This is a genomic window from Paenibacillus sp. 23TSA30-6 (genome assembly GCF_014858585.1).
Taxonomy (GTDB): domain Bacteria; phylum Bacillota; class Bacilli; order Paenibacillales; family Paenibacillaceae; genus Paenibacillus.
Genome location: NZ_SLTL01000008.1, coordinates 161,959 through 186,814 on the forward strand (window position 1 = coordinate 161,959; position 24,856 = coordinate 186,814).

Annotated in this window: 21 protein-coding genes and 1 riboswitch; of the genes, 13 read left to right on the forward strand and 8 right to left on the reverse strand. The window is 48.1% G+C overall.

Annotated elements, in window-relative coordinates:
• Positions 1-25: 25 nt before the first annotated feature.
• Positions 26-1,366, forward strand: a complete 1,341-nt coding sequence (locus E0698_RS09765) for an MFS transporter (RefSeq protein WP_192511431.1) — start codon at positions 26-28, stop codon at positions 1,364-1,366.
• 123 nt (positions 1,367-1,489) lie between these two features.
• Here the strand turns inward: E0698_RS09765 and E0698_RS09770 are convergent, their stop codons facing one another.
• The 4 genes from E0698_RS09770 to E0698_RS09785 form a co-directional block, all read right to left on the reverse strand.
• Positions 1,490-2,956 (reverse strand): amino acid permease, encoded by a 1,467-nt coding sequence (locus E0698_RS09770; protein WP_149095171.1) that lies wholly within the window; start codon positions 2,954-2,956, stop codon positions 1,490-1,492.
• A 134-nt stretch (positions 2,957-3,090) separates the two neighbouring features.
• A riboswitch (Lysine riboswitch) is annotated at positions 3,091-3,293 on the reverse strand.
• A 122-nt stretch (positions 3,294-3,415) separates the two neighbouring features.
• Complete coding sequence (locus E0698_RS09775) at positions 3,416-4,549, reverse strand: virulence factor (RefSeq protein WP_192511432.1); 1,134 nt, start codon at positions 4,547-4,549, stop codon at positions 3,416-3,418.
• Between the two features lie 183 nt (positions 4,550-4,732).
• Positions 4,733-5,947, reverse strand: a complete 1,215-nt coding sequence (locus tag E0698_RS09780) for an MFS transporter (RefSeq protein ID WP_192511433.1) — start codon at positions 5,945-5,947, stop codon at positions 4,733-4,735.
• A gap of 91 nt (positions 5,948-6,038) precedes the next feature.
• The gene (locus tag E0698_RS09785; protein ID WP_192511434.1) at positions 6,039-6,593 is read right to left on the reverse strand and encodes a MarR family winged helix-turn-helix transcriptional regulator; all 555 of its coding nucleotides are present in this window, start codon (positions 6,591-6,593) and stop codon (positions 6,039-6,041) included.
• A gap of 360 nt (positions 6,594-6,953) precedes the next feature.
• Between E0698_RS09785 and E0698_RS09790 the strand changes: the two genes are divergently transcribed.
• The 4 genes from E0698_RS09790 to E0698_RS09800 all read left to right on the forward strand — a co-directional run bounded on the left by E0698_RS09790 (position 6,954) and on the right by E0698_RS09800 (position 10,650).
• Positions 6,954-8,300 carry a cytochrome ubiquinol oxidase subunit I gene (locus tag E0698_RS09790; RefSeq protein WP_192511435.1) on the forward strand — a complete coding sequence of 449 codons (1,347 nt, stop codon included), beginning with the start codon at positions 6,954-6,956 and terminating at the stop codon, positions 8,298-8,300.
• Positions 8,297-9,328, forward strand: coding sequence for a cytochrome d ubiquinol oxidase subunit II (locus E0698_RS09795; RefSeq protein WP_192511436.1), 1,032 nt, complete (start codon positions 8,297-8,299; stop codon positions 9,326-9,328). The genes E0698_RS09790 and E0698_RS09795 overlap by 4 nt, the downstream gene beginning before the upstream one ends.
• Positions 9,329-9,334: 6 nt before the next feature.
• Positions 9,335-9,445: a cytochrome bd oxidase small subunit CydS gene (gene cydS / locus E0698_RS27630; RefSeq protein ID WP_404520786.1), complete on the forward strand. Its 111-nt coding sequence runs from the start codon at positions 9,335-9,337 to the stop codon at positions 9,443-9,445.
• Between the two features lie 194 nt (positions 9,446-9,639).
• On the forward strand, positions 9,640-10,650 hold the full coding sequence (locus E0698_RS09800) for an MBL fold metallo-hydrolase (RefSeq protein WP_192511437.1): 1,011 nt from the start codon (positions 9,640-9,642) through the stop codon (positions 10,648-10,650).
• Positions 10,651-10,764: 114 nt separating this feature from the next.
• Here the strand turns inward: E0698_RS09800 and isdG are convergent, their stop codons facing one another.
• The 4 genes from isdG to E0698_RS09820 are packed head-to-tail and all read right to left on the reverse strand — an operon-like array spanning position 10,765 to position 13,893.
• Positions 10,765-11,121: a heme oxygenase gene (isdG, locus tag E0698_RS09805; RefSeq protein ID WP_192511438.1), complete on the reverse strand. Its 357-nt coding sequence runs from the start codon at positions 11,119-11,121 to the stop codon at positions 10,765-10,767.
• 1 nt (position 11,122) lies between these two features.
• Positions 11,123-11,914 (reverse strand): ABC transporter ATP-binding protein, encoded by a 792-nt coding sequence (locus tag E0698_RS09810; protein ID WP_192511439.1) that lies wholly within the window; start codon positions 11,912-11,914, stop codon positions 11,123-11,125.
• Positions 11,911-12,909 carry a FecCD family ABC transporter permease gene (locus E0698_RS09815; RefSeq protein ID WP_192511440.1) on the reverse strand — a complete coding sequence of 333 codons (999 nt, stop codon included), beginning with the start codon at positions 12,907-12,909 and terminating at the stop codon, positions 11,911-11,913. The genes E0698_RS09810 and E0698_RS09815 overlap by 4 nt, the downstream gene beginning before the upstream one ends.
• Before the next feature lie 3 nt (positions 12,910-12,912).
• Positions 12,913-13,893: an ABC transporter substrate-binding protein gene (locus E0698_RS09820; RefSeq protein WP_192511441.1), complete on the reverse strand. Its 981-nt coding sequence runs from the start codon at positions 13,891-13,893 to the stop codon at positions 12,913-12,915.
• Between the two features lie 397 nt (positions 13,894-14,290).
• On the opposite strand from E0698_RS09820, the gene isdC reads away from it, so the two are divergent.
• From isdC to E0698_RS09860, 8 genes are all read left to right on the forward strand, one after another.
• Positions 14,291-14,806, forward strand: a complete 516-nt coding sequence (gene isdC / locus E0698_RS09825) for a heme uptake protein IsdC (RefSeq protein ID WP_192511442.1) — start codon at positions 14,291-14,293, stop codon at positions 14,804-14,806.
• 71 nt (positions 14,807-14,877) lie between these two features.
• The gene (locus tag E0698_RS09830) at positions 14,878-15,345 is read left to right on the forward strand and encodes an NEAT domain-containing protein (RefSeq protein WP_134912664.1); all 468 of its coding nucleotides are present in this window, start codon (positions 14,878-14,880) and stop codon (positions 15,343-15,345) included.
• Between the two features lie 32 nt (positions 15,346-15,377).
• Complete coding sequence (locus E0698_RS09835) at positions 15,378-15,869, forward strand: NEAT domain-containing protein (protein ID WP_134912666.1); 492 nt, start codon at positions 15,378-15,380, stop codon at positions 15,867-15,869.
• Between the two features lie 87 nt (positions 15,870-15,956).
• Entirely contained in the window at positions 15,957-19,937 is a 3,981-nt protein-coding gene (locus E0698_RS09840; protein WP_192511443.1) for an NEAT domain-containing protein, read from the forward strand.
• Positions 19,938-20,095: 158 nt separating this feature from the next.
• The gene (isdE, locus tag E0698_RS09845; RefSeq protein ID WP_192511444.1) at positions 20,096-21,031 is read left to right on the forward strand and encodes a heme ABC transporter substrate-binding protein IsdE; all 936 of its coding nucleotides are present in this window, start codon (positions 20,096-20,098) and stop codon (positions 21,029-21,031) included.
• Between the two features lie 14 nt (positions 21,032-21,045).
• A complete protein-coding gene (locus E0698_RS09850; RefSeq protein ID WP_134912671.1) occupies positions 21,046-22,029 on the forward strand; it encodes a FecCD family ABC transporter permease in 984 nt (327 codons plus the stop codon).
• On the forward strand, positions 22,019-22,822 hold the full coding sequence (locus E0698_RS09855) for an ABC transporter ATP-binding protein (RefSeq protein ID WP_192511445.1): 804 nt from the start codon (positions 22,019-22,021) through the stop codon (positions 22,820-22,822). The genes E0698_RS09850 and E0698_RS09855 overlap by 11 nt, the downstream gene beginning before the upstream one ends.
• Positions 22,823-23,080: 258 nt before the next feature.
• The gene (locus E0698_RS09860; RefSeq protein WP_149095161.1) at positions 23,081-24,709 is read left to right on the forward strand and encodes an ABC-F family ATP-binding cassette domain-containing protein; all 1,629 of its coding nucleotides are present in this window, start codon (positions 23,081-23,083) and stop codon (positions 24,707-24,709) included.
• Positions 24,710-24,856 lie beyond the last annotated feature (147 nt).

The following is a 24,856-nucleotide window of genomic DNA, read 5'->3' on the forward strand; positions in this document are numbered from 1 at the left end:
ATTCATAAGGGAGTATTTTATTCATATGCATAAGCGTTCCTTTACTTATCTGCTCGGCACGCAGACGATGTCGAATGCGGCCGATATTCTTTATATCATGGCACTGGTGTCTCTGGTGTTTCATGAAACGGATTCGATCTTTTCCTCGGTTCTCGTTCCGCTGTTGCGGATGGGCGCACAGATGATCAGCGGCTTTTTAGCGCCGCTGATCCTGGCCCGGTTCCAGCTTCCATTTATTCTGTTCGTTTCCCAATTTGGCCAACTGGCTTTCTTCGCTCTCCTGTTGGGGCATTTGTGGTCAGCGGGCCCGAGCCCGGTATGGGTGCTTGTATTTACACTGGTAGCAGCGATGTCCTTTCTGGACGGCTGGACCACACCTGCACGTAATGCGCTGATTCCGCGCCTTGCGTCCGGGGAAGGGCTGATGCGGGCGAACAGTCTCGTATCGGTCAGCGATCAGACCGTGCAATTGGCTGGATGGGGGCTTAGTGGTGTGCTCGTAGCCATGCTGGGCTCGGAAAAAACATTGCTGGTGGCTGGCGGACTGTATATGGTAGCGATGATCTTCACCAGCTTGATTCGAGATCCACTAGAGGGCAAAGCCCATTATTTGCTGCAACCCGTAACAAGGGTGCGAAGTGGAGATTCCTTGGCTTCAACCTCTCCTGCACAGTTGGAAGATACACTGTATGGCCCGGAATCAGAGAGCCCGGCGCTACCTCCCAAACGTAAAAAGGAAATACTCCGTGAAGGCTGGAGCCTCATCGGAGCCAGTCGCAGACTGAAAGCTCTTATTTTCATGGATATGATCGACCTGCTGGGTGGTTCGGTTTGGGTAGGAGCATTCACGCTTGCCTTCGCTCAGCAAGTGCTGCACAAAAGCGAGGCATGGTGGGGATACATTAATGCGGCGTATTTTGCAGGCGCGATTGGCGGCGGGATCATTGTTCTCGCTAGTGTCAAGTATTTGCAGCGCAGACTGCTGCCCGCGATGCTGGTGGGGATGGCTTGCTATGGACTGTTAACAGCTTGGTATGCGCTTAACACATTACCGCCGCTGACGCTGCTGATCGTGCTGTTAATGGGATTGCCTGCGGAAATGTCCGTCGTATCCCGCCGCACGATGATGCAAATGAGCGTATCTGCGCACGATTTACCCAAGGTGCTGTCCGCACAGGCTACGCTGACGAGCATGACGTTTTGCATCTCGCTATTGCTGATGGGTTGGATTGCAGATCATCTGGGCATCGTTAATTTGTACTTGTTTTCTGCACTGCTGACGCTGATTGCTGTGATTTATGGCATCTTTAGCCGTCGTGCCTTGTCTATGTCTTTGACAGCTCCGGGCGCTTCTTCTTCCGAATAACAGAAAAAAAGCCCATCTCCACATATCAGGGAGAAGATGCTGATGAACCTGATCCGATCTATAGGACCGTTCATCCGCATTTCCACCTGTATATGCCCAGAGACGGGCTTTTTTTACTATTGTTTATTTACCGGAAGACGCATCCGGGTCCAAATCACACTCGTTTAGTGGAACGATTTTGGTACGCTTGATCCATTTGTAGCCGAGCCACAGAAGAAGGAACAGCGGCACACTCATGTACGTAGCGATCATCGTTTTCCAGTCAATGGCTTGCCCGGTAAAGGCATCGGCACCTTGCCCGATAATCACGATGATACACAGTGCGAAGGCAAACAAGGGACCAAACGGGAACCAGCGGGCTTTGTACGGAAGCTCACTCAGACTGCGACCCTGTGCTGTAAAGGCACGGCGGAAACGATAATGGCTGACAGCAATACCAACCCATGTAATAAATCCGCACATCCCTGAAGCATTCAGGAGCCAGTTGTAGACCACACCGTCCCCATACAGGGAGGCGAGGAAGGCCAGCATACCGACAGCGGTTGTGATCAGCAGTGCATTCATAGGAATGCCGCGTCGATTGATATGTCCGAGGAAACGGGGGGCTTTACCTTCCCGTGCCAAAGCGTACAGTACACGTGTTGCCGCGTACATCCCGGAATTACCCGCCGACAATACGGAAGTCAAAATGACGGCGTTCATAACGGAGGCGGCAATCGCAAGCCCCGCTTTTTCAAATACCAGTGTGAACGGGCTGACCCCGATGTCACTGATATCTCCCCGCAGCAAATTCGGATTGGTGTACGGAATAATCAATCCAATGACGAGAATCGCCAGAATATAAAAGAACAGGATGCGCCAAAAGATTTGACGGATGGCGCGTGGTACATTTTCACGCGGATTTTCACTCTCTCCGGCGGCTACCCCGATCAGCTCCGTTCCCTGAAAGGAAAAGCCTGCGGCCATGAACACGCCCAATACGGCGAAAAATCCGCCGTGGAACGGGGCATCCCCCACAGTGAAGTTAGCGAAGCCTATCGCTGGACCTCCCATAATGCCGAAGATCATCAGCACACCAACAGCGAGAAAGATTACCACGGTCACAATTTTAATCATCGCGAACCAGTATTCGGATTCACCGTAGCCTTTGACCGTCAGCGCGTTGAGCGCGAAGATTACGGCCAGAAATAACAGACTCCACCAGGCAGAGTGGCTTTCCGGGAACCAGTATTTGATTAGCACGGTCGCTGCTGCCAATTCGGCGGCAATCGTCACGGCCCAGTTGTACCAGAAGTTCCAGCCCATGGCGAAACCAAAAGCCGGATCGACGAAGCGACCTGCGTAGGTATTAAAAGAGCCGGATTCAGGCATAAACGTAGCCAGTTCGCCGAGGCTGGTCATCAGGAAGTAAACCATGAGGCCGACCGCTGCATAAGCCAACAGGGCGCCTCCGGGACCGGCTTCTGCAACCGCGCCTCCACTGGCGAGGAACAGGCCCGTTCCGATGGAACCCCCGAGGGCGATCATCGTCATATGTCGGGCTTTGAGACTTTTCCGCAAGGTTGCGGCAGGCGTTGCTTTGTGTTGCACGTTCAAACACTCCTTCATGAAATGGTATTTCATGTCAGGGCAAGAGCCAGAAGGAGGGGGATTACAAACGTCAAAAGACCGCAGGGAATACGCCTGCGGCCTTGTCTATGCATTCCGCACCATACCTTCTTCTATAACAAGATAGCTCAACACACGTGTCTGTGTTAGGACATCGCGTGACAGTTCTGCTCCTTTCGGTTAGCAGCCCCAGCATTCGGAGTATTCACAAAGAGTCAGCTCCGCATACTTCGGCGGGTGTACCTTTCCACTGGAATCTCAGACGGCTCTTGGCGTCTCCTCCGGTGTACTGATTACATCCGCGACCTCTACCTCATCATAAAACAGGGTTGATGAGGTGTATGACATGATATTTTATTGTATAGCGAACTACAGTATATCGTACCTGTACATCTTCTGACAATCGACAATTTTTTGAAGGTCCAGTCGTAAAATCACAAGTTAAGAGTTGCGCTTGGCCATCTGCTGCCAAACCGTCCCTGCGGCTTGCTCGCCTGACTCAATGCGCTCCAGCGCCATTTTGGCCTGTAGACTGACCTCGAATTCGGGGTCATCTACAGCCTTCTCCAGCGCGTCACGCGCGTCCTCGGTGCCGACCTCGTACAAAAAACGGGCAGCCCGCCAGCGAACCAGCTTGCTGTTATCTGACAAGGCTCCGATCATAGCTCCGGTAGCCGCCGGGTCGCCGATATCCGACAGCGTATCGCCCGCCGTACGGCGTACGGCCGCTGAAGGATCGCGTAGCGCCTCGGACAGCAGCTCCATCGCCTCCGGTGTGCGCAGATCGCCCAAATAGACGACCCCCAGCCGCCGTAGCTGCATTTTGTCGTCATGCAGCGCTTGGCGGATGAGTGGCAAATGCTCGGGCGTCGGCTCCAGCCGATCCAGCGCAGCGTAGCGAGTGCGCCAATCCTTGTGCTGTAGGGCCAACTCCAGCTCGGCATCGCTCCACTCGCGGCGTTCCTCCACGAATTCGCTGTTGTCCGCGCCATGGGCAATCGCCTGCTGGATAATCTGCTCCAGCCGCTCCTGTGGGAAGGCTGCCTCCAGCTCCTGCTCCACCTCGCGCGCGATATCCGGCAGTTCTCCATAGCGGACGCCGTAATCGCTCAGCTTGCGCTCCTTGATCAGCGTCGCGCTGGCTACCCGGGTTACGGCCTCCACGAAACGGTCGGACAAGGAAATCCGTTCCTCCTGCTGGCCCGCTTTGACCCGGATTTGCATCGGAATGCCCCGGAAAAATTGCACAAATACCTGTGCCTCACCAAAAGCTTCCCCGGAGGTTTCCTCTGGCAAGTCCCAATTGGCGTCTGCGCCTTCCTCGCCTAGCTGGTCGCGAACCTGACCCAGAATGGTGGACCAATCTGCGTTCCCTTTGCGATCAAGGGCTACAAAATCCGTCGTGTGAAACACGCTTTTAACTCCTTCAATGCCCAGCATACGCCGGATAAAGGGGGGAGCGGAGCGTTCATTATCCCGTGTATATGTTCTGCGAATGCCCGCTTCCAGCCGCTCATCCAGATGCAGCATCATGGTGTTCGGACTGGGAGTTGGCTCGATAGATGTTATTTTCATAGCTCGGTACAGCCTCCTATTCAAAAGTTCTCCATATATAGCTTATCTGTATTGTACCTCATTCTATGAATGTCTCCAAAGAGGGAGTTCGTCGTTTCTAGAAAAATACAATGACAAATCTCACATTATCATGTAAACATGCCTTGTAAGCATATGGAGGTTCTTTGAATAAATAATAGGATGCTATGCACTCCGCTTCCCACGGATCAGGAGGGAGGCGATAAAGCCCACGAACAGAACAGACGCCAGCATCATAAACGTAGTCGTCTGATTCCCGCCACTTCCCATCAATCGAATGGAGAGTACCGGAGCCAGGCTGGTGCCTGCAAACAGAATGAAGGTGTAAAGAGAAACAGCTATCGCCCTTGCCGAACCGCCGAGTTGGCCGACAAGTGCAATGAGTGAAGGGACACTCAGGGCAATGCCGCTTACAAAACATACACTCAATACCAGCATAGCCATAAGAGAATGCGTGATTCCCATCAGCACCAGACTAAGAATGGAGAGCATAAGTGCTGTTCGCAGTATAAGATGCACACCGAATTTCCGGGCTAGTTTTCCGGCAAACGGTGAAAGGAGCATACCGACAATGCCAGCAGATCTTACATAAAGCATTTGTTTGCTAGTCAGGCCAAATTCGGGTCCGCTAAGATAGCTGCCCAGAACTGTATACATACTCACGAAAGACATTAGGAGAACGAAGGCGACTGTATAGCTAAACCATAAAGGATACGACCGGAGAACGGTGCCTAGCTGACTGAAGGAAGCCCAAATACGGACGCCCCGTTGAGGCGTGGGTGCTTTCGGTAAGAAAAAAGTTACGATCAAGAAGGTTATGGCGTACAGTACGCCTAATACTCGAAATACCATATTCCATCCCATGTGTTCGCTAATGATGATACTAAATACCTGTCCGGCAATCCCCGCCACCAGAAACCCGGTACTGATAAAGCCAATGGCCGTTACCCGCTTTTCGGACGGAAACATATCTACGGCGTAGGCGAGAGCTACGGGAGAAAAGGTGGCTGCCGCCAAACCTTGAAGCAAGCGTAGTGTAATTAATAAAGGATACTGACTGGTAAAACCAAGACATAGCGAGATGATGGTTAATGCGAATAGTCCGGTAACGATAATCTGCTTTCGTCCAAAACGATCAGACAATCCCCCATACACAAGGCATCCGGCCGCAAACCCCAAGGAGAAGATGCTGCCCGGTATCGCAGCTTCAGCGAGCGTTTTGCCGAATATGTCCGCAAAGAGCGGAACTAAAGGAATGGTTACATATAGACTGGACATGACTGCAATCGCTGACCAACATAGAATTACGGTCATCCATGCATAAGGTAGAACAACGGATTTTTGCTGTATAGCTGTATGATCTGTTCGTAATTTACTCATCAATCGAACACTCCCTTAATAATAAAATAAGCTATCATTTAATACATGTAATTAATTATATTAGATAACCTAATTATATGTTTAAAAAAATTTATCTGCCCACCCCCAGTCTGCGCTCCATATGATGATGAAGCTTCTCTATAATCAGCGAAAAAATCACTTGTTCCTCAGGCTCCAAAATGCTCGTCAGGGAAGCGCACGAAGACCAGAATACAGGCAGTACCTGTTGCACAAGCTTGGAGCCCGCTACTGTAATACGTACATGAATCTTGCGTCGATCTGTAGAATTATGTTCTCTGATAATCCATCCTCTTTGCTCCGTCCAGTCCAGTATAGATGTAACGGAGGCACGTCGGATTCCGAGACGGTCGGCAATCATGGAGGGGCTCATTTGCTCCTGTGATTGATGTAGTGTCAGCAGCAACAGCAAATCCAGCTTGCTCTCCGTCAGGCCAAAAGCCGATAAATCCAGATCAATCGCGTCGAGCACGTTATCACCCGTCCATAGCAAGAAGAGACCCATGCGGGCAAGATGACGGTCGGTTTCCGCAAGAGCGGTTTGATCCATTAACTCCAGATAAGGCTCTGGACCGAGACGGGGGAGGGGATGTTGAACGGTATCCCGCTTATTTTGTTTTGGCGGCATAGTTTCACTCTTTTCATATAATTAGGTTATCTAACTATATAGCAATATAACCGATTCGACTGCACATGGCAATATCCAAAATGGAATCCTGCTAAATTTATAACGGCAGCATGGTTAAAAATAACAAAATTTAGCTAGACTAAGATGTGTTCTCCCCATGCTCCAAACGACGAGTAAAGGAGGCGTTCCCATGTTCCGCAAGCAGGAAAGGACGCTCATTATTGTGTGTATTGTGATAGCGGCTATTATGCTGTACGCAGTTATTAAAAGCATAGCCCGCCTGACTCCCTAGATCGTAATCCAAAGGAATATATGCAGGTGCTTTCTATTTAAAATGTGAAATGAAGGAGTGAGTACCATTTGTCTTCACTGGACCCCGTATTGCTAAGCCGGATGTTGACCGGAATTACCCTGTTTGTTCATATTGTATTTGCATCCATTGGCGTTGGCGTACCTTTGATGATTGCGCTCGCGGAATGGCGCGGGCTGCGAACTGGTGATCCGCACTATACGCTGCTGGCCCGACGGTGGGCGCGGGGGTTTGTCATCACCGTTGCCGTAGGTGTCGTCACAGGTACTTCCATTGGACTGCAACTCAGCTTGCTTTGGCCTACCTTTATGCGGGTGGCTGGACAAGCGATTGCGCTGCCCCTGTTTTTGGAGACGTTTGCTTTTTTCATTGAAGCCATTTTTCTGGGTATCTACTTGTACACCTGGGATCGGTTTAAAAGCAAATATTTTCACCTGATGCTGCTCATTCCGGTAGCGATTGCCTCATCTGCATCAGCGGTTTTTATTACAACTGTGAACTCGTTCATGAACCAGCCTCAAGGCTTTACACTTAAAAATGGAGTCATGACAGATATTCATCCCATCCAGGCCATGCTGAATCCGGCCACGCCGACCAAAGTTTCTCATGTGCTGGCTTCCTCGTATACGTTGAGCGCCGGGCTACTGATGGGATTAGCTGCCTATAGTATGCTGCGGGGGCGCAACCACCCGTATTTCAAAAAAGCGCTGAAGCTGACCGCCACCTGCACCATTGTATTTGCCATCAGCACCGTGATGATCGGAGACGCTTCCGGTAAATTTCTGGCCAAATATCAGCCGGAAAAGCTGGCTGCCGCCGAATGGCATTTTGATACAATGACGCACGCGCCCTTCGTATATGGCGGATACATGGATAAGAACGGTGAAATCAAGTATGCGCTGAAAGTGCCTTATGCACTTAGTGTGTTGGCCGGGAACCTGCCCAGTACGGAGGTCAAGGGCTTAAATGATTATCCCGTAGATCAGCGTCCGCCGCTGTCTATCCATTATATGTTTGACCTCAAAATCACCACAGGGGTGCTGATTCTGGTCATTCCGCTGTTGTATCTGATTCGCAAACGTTTGCCAGGACGCAAACCATACCCCAAATGGCTGCTGCTGGCACTCATTCTGGTGGGGCCGATGGCTATGGTAGCCATTGAGCTGGGCTGGATGTTTGCGGAGGTCGGCAGGCAGCCGTGGATTTTGCGCGGCTACATGAAGGTGTCCGAAGCGGCAACCACCTCTACGAGTGTCGGATGGATGCTCGTATTGTTTATCATTTTGTATCTCGTGTTGTGCTTCTCGGCCATTAAGGTCCTTAGCAAGCTGTTCCGTAATAAAGATGCAGTGGAGGAGCTGAGGCAGCTGGGGCTGGAAGGGGCTGAAGGCAAGTGAGCTATGAAATTGTAGGTATCGCCATTTTGTGGACCTTCCTGTTCGGATATTTGCTTGTGGCATCTATTGATTTTGGCGCAGGCTTTTTCAGCTTTTACAGTGTGCTGACAGGTCACCAGAACAAAATCCACAACATTATACAGCGGTATTTATCGCCGGTGTGGGAGGTAACGAACGTATTTCTCATTTTTTTCGTGGTGGGACTGAATGGTTTCTTCCCGGATGCGGCTTATTACTATGGCACAGCGTTGCTCGTTCCCGGCAGTATTGCGATTGTGCTTCTCGCGATCCGAGGGGTGTACTATGCGTACAACACGTATGGACATTCCGGTACAAATAATATCGTCTACATGGCATTGTACGGTGCGACGGGGCTGCTCATTCCGGCGGCGCTGTCGACGGTTCTCGCCATTTCGGAAGGCGGTATTATTGTGGAGAACGGCACAGGTGTTCATCTGCGATGGGGCGAGTTATTAAGCAACTCCTATACGTGGGCGGTTATTTTCCTGGCGCTGGTGAGTGTGCTGTATATCTCGGCGATGTTTTTGTCGTACTATGCCAAAAGGGCAGGGGACAAGGTCGCTTTTGAAATCGTGCGCGGGTACGCGCTACTCTGGAGCGGTCCTACGATTGTGGCGAGTCTGCTTGCATTTTTTCAGATTAACAAACAGAATCCAGACCACTTTGCCAATATGCTGAACATGGCCTGGATGTTTGTCGCCTCCTTCGTCTGCTTTGTCGGAGCTGTTTATCTGGTATGGCGGCGGCGTCATCTCGGAACCTCCTTTATTCTGGTCATGCTGCAATTTGCATTTGCCTGGTATGGCTATGGCCGCTCGCATCTGCCGTATGTTTTGTATCCCTATATTAATGTGCATCACAGCTTTACAAACTCCGCCATGGCGTATGCATTGATTACGGCGTTTAGTGCGGGGCTGCTGGTGCTGATCCCGTCACTGATCCTGATCTTGAGACTGTTCCTGTTCGATGCGGATTATGTGCGAGGACAAGCGGGGAAGAAAGGGTGAGTACAAATGGCTGCTTTCGAGCATTTTACGATCATGTATGAGTCGCCTATTATTATTGTGGTGGCGATTGTGTTTCTGTTTATGTACTCGGCACGCTTTAAAAATCCACAGGACTGACAGCAACATCTGAGATGGCCCTTCCTGATTGATGGGGGAGGGTCCATTTTTGCATGTAAAAGGCGGATTGAATTATACTTTACATACACCAGCATGTTGCATCATTTGATGTTCACACTCGCGTGTAATATATAAATGAATTGTACCGTTTCGGTTTCTTTGGAGAACGGGTCCGTCAGGGGAGGAGTTACATCATGCCCAAAGTTCGTTTTAACAACATGGATCATGTCAACACCGATAAAACACTCAAGCAATTCAGACAGTGGCGGCAGGAGCGCCGCAGCAAAACGAAGGATTATACGTTCGTTGTTCCGAACCATCCCCCGGAGCTGGAGTTTTTGCACAGTAACCGGGAAACGACGACGGCGACCTGGGTGGGGCATTCTACCTTTTTCATCCAGTATCTTGGACTGAACATCGTTACGGATCCGGTGTGGGCTGAGCGTATGGCTTTCGACAAAAGACTGGCTCCGCCCGGCATCCACATTCAGGATGTACCGCCGTTGGACATCATTCTGCTGTCTCATTCGCATTATGATCATTTGCATATGGAATCGTTGCGCAAATTGTATCGTGCAGATACGCTGATGCTTGTACCTTCGGGGTTGAAGTCGAAAATGGTCCGCAAAGGCTTCCGTAACTGCCATGAGCTGAAATGGTGGGATCATTTTACGGTAGGCGGGGTGCGCTTCACATTTGTTCCGGCCCAGCATTGGACGCGGCGTACGCCGTTTGATACGAATACTTCGCATTGGGGAGGATACGTGCTGCAAAGTGAGCAGCAGGTGATCGGCTCTGCCACGTCCGTCACAGAATCGCATACTCATTCTATTTCAGATACAGCAGTTGCACCGACGTTGTACTTTGTAGGAGATACCGGGTATTTCCGTGGCTTTAAGGAGGTTGGCGAGCGCTTTGACATTGACCTGACCTTTATGCCGATTGGTGCGTATGAGCCGGAATGGTTCATGACCTCACAGCATGTGACACCGGAGGAGGCGTTGCAGGGGTTCGTGGATTGCGGCGCGAATCAGATGATCCCGATGCATTACGGAGCCTTTAAACTGGCGGATGATACGCCGAGAGAGGCGCTGGATCGTCTCGAAGCGGAGCGTGAACGCTTGGGCATCGCCAAGGAGCGCATTCATATACTGGGGCACGGTGAGACGCTGAAAATTCAAAGCCTCTGTTCAACTATAATCTGAGGATTCTATATAAAAGGCGACTCTGCGGACAAAGGTCTGCGGAGTCGCCTTTTTATGGTTGTTTTGAATGAGTAAAAAGGTACAGGCAGACAAGTCTGTCGCTGTGTTACAGGATTAAACCGCTTCGGTATCGTTCACCAAAAAGGAATCGGAATCGGTGTTGGTAATGGGATGCCGCACGATTTTGACTTCATAAAACGTAATTTTATTTTCTAAAATATAGTCCGGAATTTGGCGGTGGCTGTGTGATTCACGGAAAGCTTCGCTTTTGGTCCAGCCCTGGAAGTTCTCTTTTTCCTTCCAGCGTGTGCTAATCGTTACTTCATCATAATCTTTTGTATTTTCAGTGAGTAGCACTTCCAGACCGAGGAAGCCTTCCATTTTCTCCACTTTACCTTCTTTGTTAAAGCGTTCGATGAGCAAATGGGCATTGCCCGGGGTGATTTTAGATGTATTTGTAACGATAATCATATTAAATTCCTCCTGAATGATGTGGTATGGTCGGTATAATGACCGGATAGCCATCCTGAAATTTGATCGTAGCGTTCATTTCATAAATGTCGCGAAGAAAAGCAGACGTCAAAATCTGACGGGGTTCGCCAGCCATGGCGATTCGTCCCCTTTTAAGCGCAATCATATGATGACAATAGGCCGCAGCTTGCTGCAAATCATGCAGTACCATAACAATCGTCAAGCCGGACTCGTGATTGATACGCCTCAGCATATCCATAACCTCAAATTGATGAGCGATATCCAGAAAAGTGGTAGGTTCATCGAGCAAAAGAATGCCCGTTTGTTGGGCCAAAGCCATTGCAATTCGCGCTTTTTGTTGTTCACCTCCCGATAGAGTATGGAACATCCGATCCGCATAGGGCTTCATGCCTGTGATTTCCATGACATGGTCCACAATATGCTGATCCTGTCCGGTATGCCGTGTCCTCAAGCCTTTGGCATGAGGGGATCTTCCGTAAGCAACCAGCTCACGAACCGTTAATAACGGCAGCATATCCTTCATTTGCGGAAGCATTGTAATCGTCTGGGCAAAATCGCGCCGCTTGTATTCCTGAACCGGCTTGCCCAGTACGGAAACCTGCCCCTGATCCTGCTTGAGCAGCCGTGTAATAATCCGCAAAAGCGTGGACTTGCCCGAACCGTTGGGCCCGACAATCGCGGTGAGCTGTCCGGCGGGTAAGGTAATGTTTACATCGTCCAGCTTGAAATACCCGCGCTGCAAGGAGATATGATCACCCTGAATGGCTGTCATCCGAAATTCCCCCGTTTCTTGAGCAGGATTAAGAAGAACGGCGCTCCGATGACGGCCAGCAAAATGCCTACAGGCAGTTCAATCGGATCAAACCAGGACCGTGCCACCGTATCCGCCAGTACGACCAGTGTCCCGCCGCCCAGAATGGAAAGGGGAAGGAGGAAACGATAATCCTCCCCGATCAGCAGGCGGATAACATGAGGAACGACCAGTCCTACAAAACCGATCAGCCCCGCTACGCTGACCGCCGTACCAGCGAGCAGGGCAGAGAGCAAGATAATGAGCAGCCGCTGGAGCTCTACTCGCTGTCCGAGCAGTTGTGCTGAATCGTCGCCCAGCAGCAGCAAATTGGCAGGCTTGATTGCAAACAGGGAGGCGATTAAGCCGATGATGGCGTAAGGCGCCATGAACTCCAGATGATGCCAGCTTCGTCCGTTCAATCCGCCGGATAGCCAAGGCAGAACTGCTTGCACGCGGTCGCTGTACATGACCATCACGCCGTTGGTGAGCGCGCCCAGCAGCGCATTGATGGCAACGCCAGCCAGCACGATTTTGACTGGAGAAGCCCCCCGATCCCAAGCCAGCAGGTAAATGACAATAGCACTCAGAAAAGCTCCCAAAAAGGCCGTTACCGGAAGAAGGTAGCTAAGCTGTGGAAGCATGACCATCGTGATGACCGCAGCGAGTCCGCCACCGGCCGATACGCCAATAATGCCGGGATCAGCCAAGGGATTTTTCATCACTCCCTGAAGAAGTGCCCCGGAAGCTGCCAGACATGCTCCTACGAGCAGACCCACTAGTACTCTGGGGAGCCGGAGATCCATCAGAATTGTGCGATATATTGAGTCATTGTTATAAAGCAAAACCTGATTGATTTCTCGTAGTGGAATCGACACCGATCCGTAAGCCAGGCCGTACACGGATACGGCTAGCAGCAGGATCGGAAGCGTAATCCAGGCGATGGTGCGTCTTCTTGCGCGTTGTAGTTTGTTCATCGCTTATTTCGCCGGATACAGCTTTTGATGCATTAAATCCAGCGCTTTAGTAACCCGTGTGCCCGGATTTGTTCCGAACAGATCGGAGGGTAATACCTCGACCTGATTGTTTTTGACCGCCTTGATTCCGCTCCAAGCTGCATTTTCCTGCATTTCCTTGATAAAAGCGGCTTTGACATCATCCGTATTGCCGTGGGTCATAATCAGGATGTAGTCAGGGTCGGCCTGTACGATGCGTTCCGTATTTAGCTGTGCATATTGCGGGAAATTTTGCAGGCCTGGAAAATCAGCGGCAATATTAGAACCACCAGCCTTTTCCAAAATATTTCCGCCTAATGAATTCGGCAATGCCGCCATATATGTGGCCGGGGCTCCGTAAACAAGCAGCACTCTAGGTTTGGAGGCAGAGGCTGTTTCCTTTTGTAATGTGGCTACCTGTTGGTCAATTTGCTGATTCAGCTTCACGGCCGGAGTCTGCTTTTGCAGTAATTGTCCGAAGAGTGTAATTTGCGACTGAATATCTTTGACTGAATTGGCCCCTGTCAGTAGCAACTGCGAACCGACACCTTCAATAGCTGGAATGTCTTTCTCATTCATAGGGTAATTACCCAATACGACATCCGGTTTGAGCATCGTAATTTTCTCCAGATCAACTTCATGAGTAGAGCCTACTTGTTGAACGTTTTCAGCAGCAGGCACGACGGAAGGTCCATTCGAGTTGGGTCTGCCAACGGCTGTCCCGCCCAAAGCATATATGATATCCAGATCGCCATTGCTGAGCGCAATGATATGTTGAGGGACACCTTGGAACGCCAACGTCCGTTTTGAAAAATCAGCAACCTGAATCGCTGCACCGCTTGTAGTGCCGGAAGTGGCAGATACAGATGCAGTGGCTGGTTTGTGATCTGCGGCCGGAGTACCATTACTGCATCCGGTAACTGCCAATAAAAGCGCTGCGGATGACCACAACACATAAGATTTCATGTCATTCCTCCTGCAATTTTAAGTTAAACAATAATGATAATCATTTTCATTTATGCATAAGAGAATGATAATGAATATCAATGGGAATTGTCAATTGAAAAAAACAAAATTTTAAATAAATTTTTTACTGAAATGGAGAGGAGGGGATTCTTGGTATAGAGGAAGGTATCCTAAATTTTTCTTAAAAAATAGCATATATCAAGGGGTTATATACACGCAAATACATATTGACATATTCGAAAAATGTAAGATATATTGGTGATGGGTTCACTTGGTTTTGCGAATTTCTGGATGGAAAGGTGGGGAGGCAAAGCTCAATAGGAGCTATTTTTTTTAGATTTCAATTGAGAATGATAATCAATTACTTATATTCTCGTGGGGAGGGACTGCTGTCAAAATGAGGAAGGGTTATTCTGCAATGATTGCTGTGTTTCTGCTGGTCAGTGTGCTGAGCTTTTGGCCAACTTCATCATCTGTGGTAGCCGCTACGGCTTCTACAAAATTGGCGGATGGTACATACACGCTTAAATACAATATTCTCAAGGCCGAAAACGATTCTGTATCCATGGCTAATGATTATTTTGAGAAGCCAGCCAAGCTGTATGTGAAAAAAGGCCAAATGACCATGCAAATTAAGCTGAATCACAGCGAATGGACAACCGGGTTTAAAGTGGATTACAAAGGCAAAATTATCGACACAAAGGTCATTCACAAGGACACCAAAACCGATACCCGTACTGTGCATTTTCCAATTACAACTGTGAACAGCCCGCTGATTTCAAAAATTCATGTTACCGTCCCTGCGTATAACTACGATCATGACTATACCATTCGCTTCGCTTTTGATTCCAAAAGTGTCAAAAAAGTAGCGGCCGTCCAGTCAACGAAATCAACCAAATCTTCTAAGAAGTAAATTCAAGCAATCTTATCGTTCATGAAATCAACATAAATTCAAGCATAAAAAATGGAGGAGTGTGTGTAGATATGAATATGGTAATGAATCGCTTTGAGCAGTTTTCTTTCAAAAAGGTACTCGTTGCATTGATCATGACAGCGCTTGTTTTTGCAGTTATTGCTCCGTTCTCTGCTAAAGCGGCAGCAGCCGACGGCACGTATGCAGTAGACTATACCGTTCTGAAAGATCAAACGAATGAAACCTCCCGTCTGGATAGCTATTTGACGAAGCCAGCTCAGGTTATTGTAGCTAATGGCAAAAATGTTGTTCGTTTGACTGTGAAAAGCAGCAATCTGATCACAACGTTCAAAGTGGAACAAAACGGCGTACTGCAAGATGCGACTGTGGTAAGCACTGATACTGCCAACAACACTCGCGTAGTGGAATTCGAAGTTGCTGACCTGAATGCTAAAGTCAACGCTTACGCTGAAATCGCCATTCCAGTCATTGGCTACACAGGCAAGTATGACGTACAACTGCAATTCGACGAAATCTAATCCAAAATAAAACGTAAAAGGAGACTGAGAACATGAACATGATCATGAACCGTATGGATTTGAAAAAAGTAATGCTTACTGTATTGATGGCTGCTCTGGTATTTGTTGTACTAGCTCCGTTTTCTGCAAATAAAGCGAATGCGGCTTTGCCTAATGGTACGTACACCATTGATTACACAGTGTACAAAGATGGTACAACTTCACCTTCCTACATGGATACAGGCGGTTATGTGGCGAAGCCAGCTACCTTGATTGCTGCTAATGGTCAGTACAAGGTTAGAGTGACGATTACCAAAAGCGCTTGGGTCACTGAATTCAAGACACAACAAAATGGTCAATATGTGAATGCAACTGTAGTCAGCACATCCGGTGATACAAGAGTGGTTGAGTTTCCGGTGAGCGATTTGTCTGCGCTATTGAACGCTAAACTTCACGTAAGCGTGCCGAAAGAATACACTGGCGGTGTGCCATACGATCACGATTACATCGTTCAATTTGGTTTTGATGAAGATACGATTAATTAGTACAGAGACATTGCATTGATTTGAATACTCATTTGAAGTTCGGGAGAGCTTCAAATGAGTATATTTTAAGTAGGGGGATTAATACACTTGAAAAGGCAATTTAGAAAATACTTAATAACGTTAGCGACCTTTGCCATGCTGCTTTCGGTTGTGTTCCCGTTTGCACCAGTTGTATCTGCCGAAGATACTGTCACATCAACTGAATCTGGTGCGTCTGCAACTTCTGTGAGTGAGGATGTATATTCGATAGAACCAAGTATGGCGGAAACAACCCCGACAGAGAACGAAACGGCACCATCGGGAGGTGTGGTTTCAGTTGCAGAGGTACAGAGCCCCAGCGTCGTTCAGGACTCCAATAAATATTCAATTGAATATGCAGTGAAGAACAGAAAGACAGGCAACAATTCACCACAAGCTCTCTATTTTGTGAAACCAGCTACTTTTAAAGTAGAGTATAATGCGTCAGTCGGACAAGCTACGTATCATGTTTCTTTGAATATTGATAATCCAACAGAACCATTATTAACAGATTTTGAATTTAAACAAAATGGAGAAGGTATTTCTGCTCATGTTTCAGATTTGGTCCAAACAGGAGACAAGTATAATCAAAGATCTGTAACATTTGACGTGTATGATTTAACTCAGAAAATTGATGTGGATTTTAATTTCAAAAATATAAAGAGAGAAAACTCGATTGAATTTGATCCATCTACAATAAAGGTTGCAGAGGAGACGACTCCGCCTGTAACATCACCAGAACCCGAGGTTCCTTTACAACCAGGAAACCTTGACTTCACGATTTTGACAGATAAATCGCAAGATGTGTCCGTTATGGATGGCTATGCTGTAAAACCAGCTAAACTGGTTCAAAAAGAAAACAAATGGTACGTTCAACTGACACTTAAAAACAGCAGTTGGATTCCATCTTTCCAAACAGAACAGAATGGAAAATATAAAGAAACGACTACGGTATCCACTGAGGGTGACCAACGTACAATCGAGTTTGAAGTAGGCAATCTGTCTAACAAAGTAAATGCTTATACCCACGTTATCGTGCCTGGTTTGGAATTGGGCGGAGTACCATACGATCATTGGTACTATGTTCAAATCCAGTTTAACGGCAGTGTTACCCCTGATCCGGGTTCTTCTCTGCAATCGGGAAGTATTGACTTCTCTGTTTTAAAGGATAAGTCGCAAGATATGTCCGTTATGGACGGATATACTCTAAAGCCAGCTAAAGTGGTCCAAAAAGGAAACAAATGGTATGTTCAACTGACGATTAAAAACAGCAGTTGGATTCCTTCCTTCCAAACAGAGCAGAATGGAAAATATGAAGAAGCGGCTACGGTATCCACTGAGGGTGACCAACGCATAGTGGAGTTTGAAATAAGCAGTCTGTCTAACAAAGTAAATGCTTATACTCACGTTATCGTACCTGGTTTGGAATTGGGCGGAGTACCATACGATCATTGGTACTATGTTCAAATCCAGTTTAACGGCAATGTTACACCTGATCCGGGTACGCCTTCGACTTTGGTAGATGGTACGTATTCCATTAACTTTGATGCGCTGCACGCAACCAAGGATCAAGCCTCTTCGATGGCACGGTACTTGGTGTCGCCAGCAACACTGACAGCGACGAAAGGCAAGTATGAAGTGTCCTTCCAGATCAAGGATAGCGCAACGATTACGAAGTTCAAAACCGAACAAAACGGAACATTAACGGACGTGGACATTGTGAGTGAGGATAAAGCAACCGATACTCGCATTGTGAAGTTCCCATTGGCTGATTTGGATGCCATTTTAAATGCGCAGGTTCATGTTAGTACCAGCTACAACGGAACCCCTTATGAAATGGACCATACGATCCGTCTCAAATTTGATAGAAATAGTATAACACTTAAAGATTCGACACCAACAAATCCAGGTACACCATCGACTTTGGCGGACGGCACATACTCCATCAACTTTGATGCGCTGCATGCTACCAAGGATCAAGCATCCGCGATGGCACGATACTTGGTGTCGCCGGCAACATTGACAGCGACTAAAGGCAAATATGAAGTGTCCATCCAGATCAAGGACAGTGCAACGATAACGAATTTTAAAACCGAACAAAACGGAACGTTAACGGACGCAGGCACTGTGAGTGAGGATAAAGCAGCCGATACTCGCATTGTGAAGTTCTCAGTGGCAGATGTGGATACCATTTTAAACGCGCAAGTTCATGTAAGTACCAGCTATAACGGAACCGTTTATGAAATGGACCATACGATCCGCCTCAAATTCGACCGTAGCAGCATTGCGGTTAAAGGAACGGATGGCGGTACAACTCCTGGAGCTGAGAACGGCAGATACAGCATTGATTTCTCTGTACTCAAAGACGGAAGCAATGAAATATCTGTGATGGATGGCTATATGCAAAAACCAGCCACTCTGTTGAAGCAATCCGGCAAAAATTTGATCCAGATCAAAATGGACAAGAGCAGCTGGATTAAAACATTCAAGGTAAACGGTGCAGAGGCTCAGGTTATTGATCAATCGACCTCCGCAGATACAAGAACCGTACAATTTGAAGTTGCAGATTTATCGGAAAAAGTTACGGTTAATACACATGTCATTGTACCGGGTCTGGAATTGGGTGGCATCCCTTATGACCACGTATATGATGTGCAGTATCAATTTGAGCCTGCTACCATTCGCAGCTTTGTCGAACCGTCCTCTACAGGAGCGGCAGATCCAATCGTGAAATTGGATTTTGACAAGTTGGCTAATGGTAAATATGTTTTGAAATTCAGCATTGTTTTAGATGATGGAACAACAGGAGAGAATTCTCCGGTTCAACGCTTTATTGCCAATGAACCAGCGCAATTGGTCGTGGAAGGCGACAAACGGTTTGTTGGTATGAAGCTGCAAAACAGCAACGAAGTGAAGGCATTGCGCATTTGGGATACGGCAAGCGGAGGCTACAAGGACGCAGAAGTGACCCAGGAAGATGCAGCAAGCAATACCAAGAACGTTCGTTTTGGCGTAAGCGACTTTAAGAACAACGTAAAAGGACAACTGGTTGTTTACGAAGCTCCGAAGGTAGCGAGTGCTACTCCTATGGTCTTCAAAGCTGAGGATCGTGTAGAGAAGGTATACGATTTTGAATTCAAATTCGATACTAGCGATGTAACGTATTACAACGATAAAAAGACAAGCGAAGTTGAAAAGGGGAAAAGCAATTTAGCGGATGGAGAGTATACAGCAAACCTCCGTTTGCTGGCGAACGGAACAGACAAGGAATCCCTTGTGGCTCCTTTTGTACAGAGTCTCGCGAAGCTGGTTGTGAAGAATGGCAAAGTGCAAGCACATCTGACCGTGACGGACAATCAGGCTCTGAAGTTGTTCCAAACGGATTTTGAAGGCCGTTATGCCAATCCAACCGTTGTGGGTTCCAACACGAAGGGTGACACGCGTACCATCGCTTTTGAAGTGCCTGATCTGGACAAAAAGTTGAGCGTGTACACACAGGTATATCTGCCTGAGAAATTCATTTTGAATGAAAAATTCGGCGGACAAATTCAATTTGACCGTGCATCGCTTAAAGGTGAGGGAGTAAATGTAGCTTCTACGGACAAGGCAGCCGAACCGACTACACCTGTAACTGAAACAAAACCTGTAGTGGAGCAGCCGTCTCAAACCTTAGCTTCCGAAAAGCAATACACAATCAACTACAACGTATTTAAAGATAAAACGAGCGAAGCTTCCGTCATGGATGGATACCTCGATAAGCCTGCTACATTGATTGAAAAGGGAGACAAGCGTTATATTCAAGTTACATTGAAAAATAGCTCTTGGATGCCTGTTCTTCAAGTGGAGCAGAACGGTAGCCTGAAAGATGTGGAGGTCATCTCGACATCTGGCGATACGCGTGTCGTTCAATTTGAAGTCGGGGACTTGTCTCAGAAAATCAGTGCCTACACCCACGTTATTGTGCCAGGATTGGTTCTTGGCGGCGTGCCGTATGATCACTGGTATACCGTTCAATTCAAATTTGACGAAGCGAGCCTGAAAGCAAAATAACATCAGGACGCAGGAGCATCATACCTGCTTCAATAACAGAATAGCTTGTATGCAAGCAAGTCTTGGTGCCCTGGCATCAAGACTTGTCAGCATTTCATTACCCGAAAAATTGAAGCTCATGCAGCTTCTATATTTTGAATTGAGGTGATTTGGCTTTCATGAAACGATATACAGCGTTGGTACAAGGGAAATCATTCTGCTTTTATATGTTGATGGGTCTGGTGCTTTTGTTGCTCGCCGGATGCTCGGGAGGAGCAGCGGCTGGACAGAACGATAATGAAGGCGCAAAATCAGCAGCAACGTCCGGTGATAAAACACAGCCGCGTATTGTGGCTACAACGGTAGCCATTGCAGAAATTACGGATGCGCTGGGCCTGGATTTGGCAGGCAAGCCGACAAGCATGAAAGTACTGCCTGACCGTTACAAGGATGTACCTGATGTGGGTAATCCGATGAGTCCTGATATGGAAAAGGTGATGTCGTTGAAACCAACGGACGTACTGTCGGTTACGACACTGAAATATGATTTGGAGCCTAAATTTAAAGATTTGAAAATCAATGCCGAATTTATGAATTTTGAAAGTCTCGCGAATATGCAAAAAGAAATTCAAAAGCTGGGAGATACGTTCGGTAAAGCCGAAAAGGCCAGAGAGATTAATGGAGCTTTGAACGCCAAAGTAGCCGAGATTCAACAAAAGATCAAAGGGAAGAAATCCCCTAAAGTATTGATCTTGCTGGGGGTACCGGGAAGCTATCTGGTGGCTACCGAGCATTCCTACATTGGGGATCTGGTTAAAATTGCAGGCGGGACGAACGTAGTCCAAGGTGAGAAGGTGGAGTTCATTGCCCACAATACCGAAGCTTTGCAACAGTCCAATCCGGATATTATTTTGCGTGCTGCACACGGGATGCCGGATGAAGTGGTCAAAATGTTCGACGAAGAGTTCAAAACTAACGATATTTGGAAACATTTTAACGCTGTGAAAAACGGACACGTCTATGATCTGCCGGAGCCGCTGTTTGGAACAACAGGAAATTTGGCGGCAAACTCGGCGCTGGATGAGCTAGTAAAAATGTTGTATCCTTCGAATTAAAGGAAGCTGATGACATGTCGAAAAAAGGTTGGAGTTTTATCGTTGTAATCGCCTTGCTCATCGGTGTCATTCTCTATTCAGCGATGACAGGAAGTCTCAAGGTGAATTTGAGCCAATTGGTGACCGGATTGTGGACAGGTACGGATGATCAGGTCAATGTGGTCAAGGATCTGAGGCTACCGAGAATTATCGTGTCTGTGATGGCGGGAGCCGCGCTTGCGGTGGCGGGTGTTTTGCTGCAAGCCGTGATGAAAAACCCGCTGGCTGATGCCGGGGTTATCGGTATTTCCTCGGGGGCGGCTCTGGTTTCGCTGATAGCCGTTACGATCTTTCCGGCGCTCTATTTCTGGATGCCCTTCTTTTCTTTTATTGGTGGTGCGCTGGCCTGCCTGATGGTTTACGGATTTTCATGGAAATCCGGCCTGCATCCGATTCGTCTGATCTTGATCGGGGTCGCTGTGAATGCGATTTTTTCGGGTCTGGGGCAGTCGTTTAATTATCGGGGGAGTTATGCGGTCACCAGCATTAATCAGGTTACAACCTCAACCTTGTCCATGAAAAAATGGGTCGATGTCGAGGTTATTGTGACCTATGGCGGGATTGGGCTGATTTTAGCTATGCTCGTGTTCTCCTGGTGCAATTTTTTGTCTTTGCAAGATAAAACGGCTAAAAACCTGGGATTCAATGTGACGCGTGCGCGGCTTTTGATCTCCGTCATTGCGGTGCTGCTTGCGGCAACGGCTACAGCCATTGCTGGAGTTATTGCCTTTATCGGCCTGCTCGTTCCGCATTGTGCCCGCTACTTGGTGGGTTCGGATCACAAGTGGCTGATTCCGTTCTCTGCTTTATGCGGGGGATTGCTGCTACTGCTCGCGGATACACTGGGCCGGACGGTACTTGCTCCCAATGAAATTCCGGCTTCTATTATTATGGCCGTCATTGGCGGGCCGTTCCTGATATTCCTGATCAGAAAGGCGGATCGCACTTATGGACATTAAGGATATTACCTTTTCATATGACCGGAAAACGGATCGTCTTCACGCCATCAATGCTGTCATTGAGCCGGGACGGATTACGACCATCATTGGTCCCAACGGCTGTGGCAAATCGACGCTGCTTAGCGTCATGTCGAACAATGCGGCTCCCCGCCTGGGTCAAGTGATTTTGGACGGTAAAGAGATTGCCCACTACAAGCCCAAGGAGCTGGCCCGTCAACTGGCGGTGGTTCATCAGCAGAATGAAGCACCCTCTGACTTGACCGTAGAAAAGCTCGTCAGCTTCGGAAGACTCCCGCATAAGAACATGTTCACAGCGAGACGTGACGAGGACGAGCAGGCGGTCGAATGGGCGATAGCCTGTACGAATCTGAAGGAACGCAGAACACGCACGCTGGACCAGCTGTCCGGGGGAGAAAGGCAGCGTGTATGGATTGCAATGGCCTTGGCACAACGGACACCGATTTTATTTTTGGATGAGCCGACCACCTATCTGGATATGTACTACCAGCTTGAAATTTTGGAACTCATACGGCAGTTAAATCAGGAACACGGCCTGACGATCGTAATGGTGCTGCATGATATCAATCAGGCTATTCGTTATAGCGACGTTATGATTGCCATGAAGGAAGGGCGCATTATAACGAACGGTCCGCCCGCTAAGGTCGTCACATCCGATATGATTCAGGCAGTATACGGCGTGGAAGTAGTCGTAAGACATGACGCTGAGGCGGGAATGTATCTTATTCCGATAGGTGTGGGAGCTTCCGTACATTTACAAGCACAGGGAGTGTAGATACTGCCTACTGAATGGCTCGTCTGTCTCCTGGTGGCATCGAATCTGGAAACAAGAAAAAATGGTTCTGGCCCACGTTTTTGTCAGGAGACAATCGTGGGGATGGAAGCATTTTTTGTTTTATTTTTAGAATATCGACGGAGGTTTCAGGGTTGTTCGGTTGACACACGGTTCGATTCCGATCCGTTGTGTGTTATACTATTGCCGTCGGTAATTTTGTGATTAGCACTTTACTAATGATAAGGATGGTATGCTCATATGATCAGTACAAGCGGCGTAACGCTTCGTTATGGTAAACGCCCACTTTTTGAAGACGTAAATATCAAATTTACTCCTGGGAACTGCTACGGCCTAATTGGGGCGAATGGCGCGGGCAAATCTACCTTTTTGAAAATTCTTTCCGGTGAAATAGAAGCCAATTCAGGTGAGGTTCACATGACACCGGGCGAACGGATGGCAGTGCTCAAGCAGAACCATTACGAATACGATGAATTCCCGGTTCTGGAAACCGTTATTATGGGCCATACGCGTCTGTATGAAATCATGAAGGAAAAAGATTCGCTGTACGCTAAATCGGAATTCACAGAGGCAGACGGCCTGCGTGCCGGCGAGCTTGAAGGTGAATTTGCGGAGCTGAACGGATGGGATGCCGAGCCGGATGCGGCTTCATTGCTGATCGGTCTTGGGATTCCGCGCGACCTGCATGACAAGAACATGTCTGAGCTGAGTGGTAATGACAAGGTACGTGTTTTGCTGGCTCAAGCGTTGTTTGGTCGTCCGAACAACTTGCTGCTCGATGAGCCTACCAACCATTTGGATCTCGAATCCATTCAATGGCTGGAAAATTTCTTGATGGACTATGAAGGCACCGTCATCGTCGTATCCCATGATCGTCACTTCCTGAACAAGGTATGTACGCATATTGCGGATATTGATTTTGGCAAAATTCAGATGTACGTCGGCAACTACGACTTCTGGTATGAGTCCAGCCAGCTTGCGCTTGCCTTGACTCGTGATGCCAACAAGAAAAAGGAAGAGAAGATCAAGGAACTGCAAGCCTTTATTCAGCGCTTTTCCGCGAATGCTTCCAAGTCCAAACAGGCTACTTCACGTAAAAAACAATTGGATAAAATTACGCTGGACGATATTCGTCCATCGAACCGTAAATATCCGTTCCTGAACTTCAAGCCCGAACGCGAAGCGGGCAAACAGCTGTTGACGGTAGACCGTCTCAGCAAATCCATTGAAGGCGAGCAAGTGCTGAATGAGTTCAGTCTGGTTGTGAACAAAGGCGATAAAATCGCGTTTGTCGGCCCGAACGGTTTGCCTAAATCAACGCTCTTTCAGGTATTGATGAACGAAACTGAAGCCGATAGCGGTGAATTCTCTTGGGGGATTACCACCACTCAGGCTTATTTCCCGAAAGACAATTCCACCTATTTTGAAGGTGTGGATATGAATCTCGTGGAATGGCTGCGCCAATATTCCAAGGATCAGGACGAAACGTTCCTGCGTGGCTTCCTGGGACGTATGCTCTTCTCGGGTGAAGAAGCGCTTAAGAAAGCAAGCGTGCTGTCCGGAGGCGAGAAAGTTCGCTGTATGCTGGCCAAGATGATGCTGAACGGCGCCAATGTTCTGCTGCTGGATGAACCGACCAATCACTTGGATCTGGAATCCATTACAGCATTGAACAATGGTCTGATCGACTTTGACGGTACCGTGTTGTTTACATCTCATGACCATCAGTTCATTCAAACCATCGCTAACCGTATCGTAGAAATTACGCCAAACGGTGTAATCGACCGTACGATGAGCTATGATGAATACTTGGAAAACGATGAAATCACGAAATTGCGTGAAAGTATGTATCCGGTAGAAATCGTCTAAAACCAGCTAATTTCAGTAATTAGATAACGAAAAAGAGGAGCTCCTTCAGGCCATTTATGATGGCGGGGGAGACTCCTCTTTTTCGTTTGCGCCATTACCAATGGCTTACACCGCCAAGGCTACAGGGCTAAGATAATCCTGCCTGAG